The sequence below is a fragment of the Kitasatospora sp. NPDC056800 genome (assembly GCF_042789775.1).
In the GTDB taxonomy this organism is placed as follows: Bacteria; Actinomycetota; Actinomycetes; order Streptomycetales; family Streptomycetaceae; genus Kitasatospora.
In genome coordinates this window covers 1-8,302 of record NZ_JBHUAL010000297.1, presented here as the reverse complement: position 1 = coordinate 8,302, position 8,302 = coordinate 1, and the positions used below count along the sequence as shown (strand labels likewise).

General features: G+C 70.5%; 6 protein-coding genes. 1 reads left to right on the top strand and 5 read right to left on the bottom strand.

Annotation, left to right across the window (positions count from 1 at the left end):
* Window positions 1-35 precede the first annotated feature (35 nt).
* From ACFRQN_RS38500 to ACFRQN_RS38480, 5 genes are all read right to left on the bottom strand, one after another.
* Window positions 36-1,046, bottom strand: a complete 1,011-nt coding sequence (locus ACFRQN_RS38500; RefSeq protein ID WP_380745251.1) for a hypothetical protein — start codon at window positions 1,044-1,046, stop codon at window positions 36-38.
* Between the two features lie 32 nt (window positions 1,047-1,078).
* Window positions 1,079-1,750: a hypothetical protein gene (locus ACFRQN_RS38495; protein WP_380745249.1), complete on the bottom strand. Its 672-nt coding sequence runs from the start codon at window positions 1,748-1,750 to the stop codon at window positions 1,079-1,081.
* A 108-nt stretch (window positions 1,751-1,858) separates the two neighbouring features.
* Window positions 1,859-3,181, bottom strand: coding sequence for an MFS transporter (locus ACFRQN_RS38490; RefSeq protein ID WP_369808287.1), 1,323 nt, complete (start codon window positions 3,179-3,181; stop codon window positions 1,859-1,861).
* Between the two features lie 150 nt (window positions 3,182-3,331).
* Window positions 3,332-4,414 carry an inositol-3-phosphate synthase gene (locus tag ACFRQN_RS38485; RefSeq protein ID WP_049651119.1) on the bottom strand — a complete coding sequence of 361 codons (1,083 nt, stop codon included), beginning with the start codon at window positions 4,412-4,414 and terminating at the stop codon, window positions 3,332-3,334.
* A gap of 126 nt (window positions 4,415-4,540) precedes the next feature.
* Window positions 4,541-5,239, bottom strand: coding sequence for a PadR family transcriptional regulator (locus ACFRQN_RS38480; protein WP_049651118.1), 699 nt, complete (start codon window positions 5,237-5,239; stop codon window positions 4,541-4,543).
* 518 nt (window positions 5,240-5,757) lie between these two features.
* On the opposite strand from ACFRQN_RS38480, the gene ACFRQN_RS38475 reads away from it, so the two are divergent.
* Entirely contained in the window at window positions 5,758-8,244 is a 2,487-nt protein-coding gene (locus ACFRQN_RS38475) for a transglycosylase domain-containing protein (protein WP_380745247.1), read from the top strand.
* The last annotated feature ends 58 nt before the right edge of the window (window positions 8,245-8,302 follow it).

Here is an 8,302-nt window from a genome sequence, read left to right as displayed (position 1 = left end):
GCCGAGCGCCGGGGCCACCCCTCGTCCGTACCGGGCTACTTGATCTGCTTCATGCAGAGCACGTAGTCCAGGGCTGGGAAGCTCGGGTGCTTGCTGGTGTACCAGCTGTCCGACTTCGGCTGCTTCTCGCAGGACTTCTCGTCGGAGGTGGCGAGGTACTTGTAGACGACCTTGTACTGCGCCTTGGCGTCGGTGCAGGGCACCACGGTGATCTTCGGGTGGGTGTCGTTGGTCTGGTTGGTGCCGTTCGCGTTGTACAGACAGTCGCCGACCCCGGCCGCGTCCACCTTGCTGTCCGAGTCGGTCGGGGTGCTGACCGGCGGGAGGGTGAGCGTCGGCGCCGGCAGCGTGTAGGTCGGCGAGGGGATGACCGGCGGCGGCGTGGGCGAGAGGGTCAGCCGGGTCGGGGTCGGCGTCGGGTCGGCGGCCGGGTCGGTCTTCCCGGGGCCGAGCACGCCGGTGGCGGCCAGGGTCACCGCGGCCACCAGCGAGACCGGCACCAGCAGCATCGCGATGTGCGGCCGGCTGGTCAGCGGGACGCCCGGGTTCAGCTGCGGGCCGTGGCTGCCCGGGACGGGCGGCTGCAGCCGCTTGAACTTGTTGTGCGGGCCGAGGTTCAGCAGCAGCGTGATCGGGGTCAGCAGCCAGGACACCAGGCTCCACCAGCCCTGGACCAGCGTCCGGGCCGACATGTCGCGCACCGTCGCCGTTCCGCAGGTGCGGCAGAACGGGCCGGTCATCCGCAGCATCCGGTAGGCGATGATCAGGCCCTGGTGGCCGCGGACGGTGGCGTTGACCGCGGGGTAGCCGCCGCAGAACCGGCAGGTGGTCCCGTCCATCGGGGGCGGCGGCGGGTACCCGTAGCCGTAACCGCCGGGCGGGGGCTGGACGCCGTACGGCTGCTCGGGCGGCGGCGCGCTCGGGTAGCCGTACCCGGGCGGCGGCGGGGGCGGCGGCGGGGCGCCGTAGGAACCGCCGGAGGCGTACGGGTTGCCGTCGCCCGGTGGCGGGCCGTACGGCATCTGGGGCGGAGGCGGAACGGACAAGGGGTCCCCCGGGAAAGGAAGAGCGGAAGAGTTCAGGACTTCTTCACCGGCGGGACGCCGGTGGTGGCGGGCGCCAGCGGGCCGAGGCAGAGCACGTACCGCTTCTTGTTCCAGCGGCGGCCGCTCTTGCCCGAGACGGCGCTCGTGGTCTGCGGCGTCTGCTGGCAGCGGGTCACGTCGGTGGTGCCCTCGAACTTCGACAGCACCCGGTAATTCGCTTTGGTGTCAGTGCACTTGACGATCTCGACGTCTCGGGAGCCGCTGGCGTGCACACAGTCGCCGGCCTTGGCGCTGCTGACGCTCGGCCCGGCCACGAAGTAGCCCACCGCCAGCGCCAGGCAGCCGCCGACCACCCCGACGATCCGAAGCTTGGAGCGGATGCCGCGCTTGGCGGCCGGCGCGGGCTGCACCGGCGGCGCGGGCTGCGGGTAGCCGTACGGCCTGGGGGGCGGCTGCTGCCCGTACGGCCCGGGGGCCGGCTGCCCGTACGGCTGCTGCCCGTACGGCGGTTGGCCGTTCGGCTGCTGCCCGTAGGCGGGCGGCGGGCCGAAGCCGGGCGGGGGCGGCGGCGCGGGCTGTCCGTAGGCCGGCGGCGGCCCGTACGGCGCGGCCGGCGGGGGGACGGGTGCCCCGTACGGCGGTGCTGCGGGCGGGCCCACCGGGGCCGACGAGGGCGGCCCGTACGGATTGGGCGGTGTGCTCATCAGTTCGTCCCCCGAGACAGAGTTCTGTCGCTACGACAGGTTCGAGTACCTTAGCGAGTCGGTCGGACGCCGTCGGCCCCGAGCCCCGCGGGTTTCCAGGAGGCCTGGTCAGCGGGGGAGGGGACTCCGGCGGGCGGAGCGCAGGTAGAGGACCGCCGTCAGCGCGTATACCCCGGCGACCCCGAGCACCACCGCGACCGAGCGGCCGGACAGCGGCAGCACCAGCGCGGTGACCAGGGCGGCGGCCACGAAGGCGACGTTGAACAGCACGTCGTAGATGGCGAAGACCCGGCCGCGGTACTCGTCCTCGACCGACTCCTGGACCGCCGTGTCGGCGCAGATCTTGGTGCCCTGGGTGACCACCCCGAGCAGCAGGGCGGCGAGCAGGCAGGGCACCAGGGTGAAGCTCAGGCCCAGCGCCGGGACGAAGACCACCGGGGCGACCAGGCAGGCCGTCATCCACCCGGCCAGGCCCAGCCGGCGGGTGCACCAGGGGCTGACCAGCGCGGCGACGAAGAACCCGGCGGCGGACAGGCCGACCGCCTGGCCGAGGGTGACCAGCCCGGCCGCGCTGTCGGTCGGGTCGTTGAAGGTGTACCGGGCGAGCATCACCACCACCACGATCAGCACGCCGTAGCAGAACCGGGCCGCGGTGACGGCGGCCAGCGCGTGCACGGCGGGCCGGCAGTCCCGGACCAGGTGGCGCACCGCGGCGCCGAGTTCGACGGCGGCCCGGACCAGCGCCTGGCCGAGCCCCGGGCGGTCCCGGTGCTGCTCCGGGCCGAGCAGGTCGCGGTCCATCCGCCGGGCGGCCAGCGCGGCCGACAGGTAGAGCAGCGCGGCCACCGTGACCAGGGCGGCGTCGGCCTTCGGCCCGGGGGCCATCAGCTGGTGCAGCGCGAAGCCGATGCCCCCGCCGGAGGCGGCGGCGACCGTCCCGAGGGTGGGGGAGAGGGCGTTGGCGGTGACCAGCTGGTCCTGCTCCACCACCCGGGGCAGGGCGGCGGACAGGCCGGCCAGGATGAACCGGTTGAGCGCGGTGACCAGCAGGGCCGAGGCGAAGAACAGCCAGGTCGGGGCCTGTGCCAGCAGCAGCGCGCCGGTGCCCAGGCCCAGTCCGAAGCGGGCCAGGTTGCCGAAGTAGAGCACCTGGCGGCGGCGCCAGCGGTCCAGCAGCACACCGGCGAACGGGCCGATCACCGAGAACGGCAGCAGCATCACGGCCAGCACCGAGGCGATGTCGGCCGGGGAGGACTGCTTCTCGGGGGAGAAGACCACGTACGCGGCGAGCGAGACCTGGAAGACGCCGTCCGAGAGCTGGGAGAGCACCCGGGCGGTCAGCAGCCGCCGGAAGTCGCGGCCCTTCATCAGGTCGAGGAGCGTGGCGCGGTGCGCGGACTGGTGGGTGCTGCCGTTCTCGGTGATCGCCACCCGCCCAGAGTGCCATGGAACCGGCCGCTGTTTCACGTGAAACATTGGCCGCGAGAACGTGAAGGGCCCGCGATCCGGAGACCACGGGCCCTTCCTGCGAGCTGGCGGCGCTCAGCGCTCAGCGCTGAACAGTCGCGAACTTCGCTGCGCTCAGCGCTCGACCTCGCCGCGGATGAACTTCTCGACGTTCTCGCGGGCCTCGTCGTCGAAGTACTGCACCGGCGGGGACTTCATGAAGTACGAGGAGGCCGACAGGATCGGGCCGCCGATGCCGCGGTCCTTGGCGATCTTCGCGGCGCGCACGGCGTCGATGATGACACCGGCGGAGTTCGGGGAGTCCCAGACCTCGAGCTTGTACTCCAGGTTCAGCGGGACGTCGCCGAACGCGCGACCCTCGAGGCGGACGTACGCCCACTTGCGGTCGTCCAGCCAGGCCACGTAGTCCGAGGGACCGATGTGGACGTTCTTGGCGCCCAGCTCGCGGTCGCGGATCTGCGAGGTGACGGCCTGGGTCTTGGAGATCTTCTTGGACTCCAGGCGCTCGCGCTCGAGCATGTTCTTGAAGTCCATGTTGCCGCCGACGTTCAGCTGCATGGTGCGCTCGAGGATGACACCGCGGTCCTCGAACAGCTTGGCCATCACGCGGTGCGTGATGGTCGCGCCGACCTGGGACTTGATGTCGTCACCGACGATCGGCACGCCGGCCTCGGTGAACTTGTCCGCCCACTCCTTGGTGCCCGCGATGAACACCGGCAGGGCGTTCACGAAGGCGACCTTGGCGTCGATGGCGCACTGGGCGTAGAACTTGGCCGCGTCCTCGGAACCGACGGGCAGGTAGCAGACGAGGACGTCGACCTGCTGGTCCTTGAGGACCTGGACGACGTCGACCGGCGCCTCGTCCGACTCCTCGATGGTCTCCAGGTAGTACTTGCCCAGGCCGTCGAGGGTGTGGCCGCGCTGGACGGTCACGCCGGTCGGCGGCACGTCGCAGATCTTGATGGTGTTGTTCTCGCTGTTGCCGATGGCGTCGGCCAGGTCGAAGCCGACCTTCTTGGCGTCGACGTCGAAGGCGGCGACGAACTCCACGTCGCGGACGTGGTACTCACCGAACTGGACGTGCATCAGCCCGGGGACCTTGCCGGCCGGGTCGGCGTCCTTGTAGTACTCGACACCCTGCACCAGCGACGCGGCGCAGTTGCCCACGCCCACGATGGCTACGCGAACCGAACCCATTCCGGTTGCTCCCTGTGATCTCATGAGGCCCGCCGGGGTAGGCGGAACTCGTCCTGCTTCTTCGATGACTGCGTGCACGGGCGCGAGGCGCCCATTCCTGCCGCGCGGCACAGGGCTGGCGCGGTGTCAGCGCTCCTGGGCGGAGCGCCCCGGGCGGTCGTACGGTGGCCCGGACGGGTCCGGGGACCCGGTCTCCTGGCCACGGCCGTCCGAAGTCTTGCGGGGTCCGGCGGCGCTGCCGCCGGCGTCGGGGCCGGTCTTTCCGGTGCGGTTGGACCGCTCGGTCTCGATCAGCTCGTTGAGCCAGCGGACCTCGCGCTCCACCGACTCCAGTCCGTGCCGCTGGAGTTCGACGGTGTAGTCGTCGAACCGCTCGCGGGCGCGGGCCAGCGAGTTGCGCATCCGCTCCAGCCGCTCCTCCAGCCGGCTGCGGCGCCCCTCCAGGACGCGCATCCGCACGGCCCGGTCGGTCTGGCCGAAGAAGGCGAAGTGCACGCCGAAGTGCTCGTCCTCCCAGGCGTCCGGGCCGGAGTCGGCGAGCAGCTCCTCGAAGCGCTGCTTCCCCTCGGCGGAGAGCCGGTAGACGATCTTGGACCGCTTGCCGTTGAGCGCGGTGGCAGGGACGTACTCGACGTCGGGGTTGTCCTCGACCAGGAAGCCCTGGGCGACCAGGCTCTTCAGGCAGGGGTAGAGCGTCCCGTAGGAGAGCGCCCGGAACGTCCCGAGCAGGATGTTCAGCCGCTTGCGCAGCTCGTAGCCGTGCATCGGGGCGTCGTGGAGCAGCCCGAGGACGGCGAACTCCAGCACTCCTGAGCGCCTGCCCACTGTCGCCGCCCTCCTCCCGCTCGGTGTCCGATCGGCCGCTGCATCCGGCGGTATACCGCTTCGATGTATCGGCTCGATATATCGAGAACAGTAAACCCGACCCCCGGAACGGGCAAGAGGGGCGCGCGTGAATGTGATCACAAGCCGACGCGCGGCTGGTGTTGGCAACGGGCTTGTAATGATCTGTTGCCGTTTTGCGGGCATTGGCAACTGATGTCCGATTAGTTGTATATCCGTGCTGCGTACGCTGTCGCGTGTGCACGAGGACCACCTCCGGGATCAGGGCGGTTGGCGGGCATCGGACGTGAACCCTGCCTTCAGGCTGGAAACGCCTGGCGAGGAGTGGCTGGAAGATGAGCGAGCGACGGCGAAGGACGCCCAACCCGGGCGGTGAGGGGCAGCAGCCCCCGGGAGGCGGTGGCCGTCAGGGCGAGGGGCCGGGACCCGACGAGCTGCGCTCGGACGGCGCCGGTCGGCGACGCCCCTCGGGGGTCAGGGAGACCGCACAGCAGCCCCGGATGACCCGTGCGGAGATGCGCAAGGCCGCCCAGAAGAAGGGCGCCAAGGGGGGTGGCCGGCGCGGTGACGCCGCGGCCGCCTCCGCCGCCGCGGCCGCCGGCCCCGGCAAGAAGCGCTTCATCGACTACCCGCGGTTCGGCAAGACCGGCGTCCGGCGCTGGCTGCCGTCCTGGAAGCAGTGGCTGAGCGCCTTCGTACTGGTCTTCGGCTGCTTCGTGGGCCTGGTGTTCTACCTGTACCAGACCACCGAGGTCCCCAAGCTGAACGACCTGGTGAAGGACCAGAACACGATCTACTACTGGGCCGACAACACGGAGATGACCCGCAAGGGCCAGACCAACCGTCAGATCGTCGAGCTCAAGGACATCAGTCCGCACCTCCAGGACGCCGTCATCGCCGCGGAGAACAAGAGCTTCAAGACCGACAGCGGCATCGACCCCAAGGGCATGCTCCGCGCGGTCTGGAACATGGCGAAGGGCGGTGAGACCCAGGGCGCCTCGACGATCACCCAGCAGTACGTGAAGAACGCCTACCTGAGCCAGGAGCAGACCCTCAGCCGCAAGGTGAGGGAGTTCTTCATCACGCTGAAGATCAACCAGGAGAAGGAGAAGCCGGAGATCCTCACCGGCTACCTGAACACCAGCTGGTTCGGCCGCGGTGCGAACGGTGCCCAGGCGGCCGCCCAGGCGTACTACGGGGTGGACGCCAAGGACCTCAACGTCTGTCAGAGCGCCATGCTGGCCGGTCTGCTCAAGGGTGCGGCGTACTACGACCCCACCAACCCGGCCAACAAGGACCGGGCCCAGGGCCGGTGGAACTGGATCCTGGACCAGATGGTGGACACCAAGGCCATCACCCCGGAGGAGCGCGCCAAGTGCACCGCGTTCCCGGACCCGATCGCGCAGAAGCCCAACTCCAACATGAACGGTGAGATCAGCTACCTGGTCGACACCGCCAACAAGTACGTGATGGCCACCGACAAGACGATCACCCAGCAGATGATCGACCGGGGCGGCCTGAAGATCTACACCACCTTCGAGAAGGACAAGGTCGACGCGCTGAAGAGCGCCGTCGACGCCGTCAAGGCGGAGAACCTCAACCCGCAGAAGCGGCCGGACAACGACACCAACATCCAGTTCGGCTCCGCCAGCATCCGCCCCGGCGACGGCGCGATCGTCGCCCTCTACGGCGGCGACGGCGTGGAGAACGGCCACTTCGACAACAACGCCGACGCCACCGGCGTCCAGGTCGGCTCGACCTTCAAGCCCTTCGTGCTGGCCACCGCGATGCAGACCGGCGTGCAGACCGCGAAGGACGACAAGGGCAAGCCGAAGCGGATCAACGCCGACAGCCGCTACCTGGCCGACGACATGTCCGAGATCCGCAAGGCGGACGGCTCGCTGGTGATCGGCGACGACGGCAAGCCCTACCGGCAGAAGAACGAGGACGCCGGCAAGCGCGGCTACGTCTCGCTGCGGATGGCCATGCAGTACTCGTACAACGTGCCCTTCGTCCAGCTGAACCAGGACGTCGGCGGCCAGAACGTGGCCGACATCGCGGTGCAGATGGGCATCAAGAAGGAGAGCCTCGCCGACCCGAAGACGGCGACCTTCCCGCTCGGCACCTCCACCATCAGCCCGATCCGGATGGCCACCGCCTACGGCACCCTGGCGGCCAGCGGCAAGGAGGCCGAGCCGTACTCGGTCACCAAGGTCGAGGTGAGCGGCGTGGAGCGGCCGGGCTTCGGGAAGAAGGAGCCCAAGGTCGCGCTGGAGCCGGCCGTCGCCGACAACGTCACCGACACGCTGGTGAACGTGGCGGTGAACGGTACCGGTAAGAAGACGAAGGACCTGGGCCGCCCGGTGGCCGGCAAGACCGGTACCACCGACCAGAACAAGTCGGCCTGGTGGGTCGGCTACACCCCGCAGCTGGCGACCAGCGTCGCGATGTGGCGCGAGGACCCGACCAAGCACGAGCGGCAGTCGCTCAACGGCACCGGCGGCAAGGAGTCCATCCACGGTGGTGACATCCCGACCGATGTCTTCACCCGGTACATGAAGGCCGCACTGGCCAACGAGAAGAAGATGGACTTCCCGACCCCGCAGCCGGTCGGCACCGAGGTCGACTCCTCCGGCGCGCCGTCCACGGCCAGCGCGACGACGACCCCGACCACGACCGACAGCCCGACGGCCCCGCCGGCCGCCCAGACGCAGGCGCCGCAGCCGCCCGTGCAGCCGCAGCCCACCCAGACCTGCGTGCCCGGTGTGGACTGCCCCGGCGACCAGCCGACCCCCTCGCACACCAGGCCGAACCCGGGCAACAGCTGCCTGCCGGTGATCGGCTGCCAGACGCAGCCGCCGGGACCGACGGACACCACGCCGCCGGGCGGCGGCAACGGTGGCGGTGGCGGACGCCCGACCGGCGGCGGCAAGCCGACGCCGAGCAGCACGGGCGGTCTCCAGGGCGGCGGGGCGGCCGGGCAGTAGCCCCGGCCGGGCGGAACCCGGAACCCGGAACCACGGCGGTGGCGGTCCTCCTCGGAGG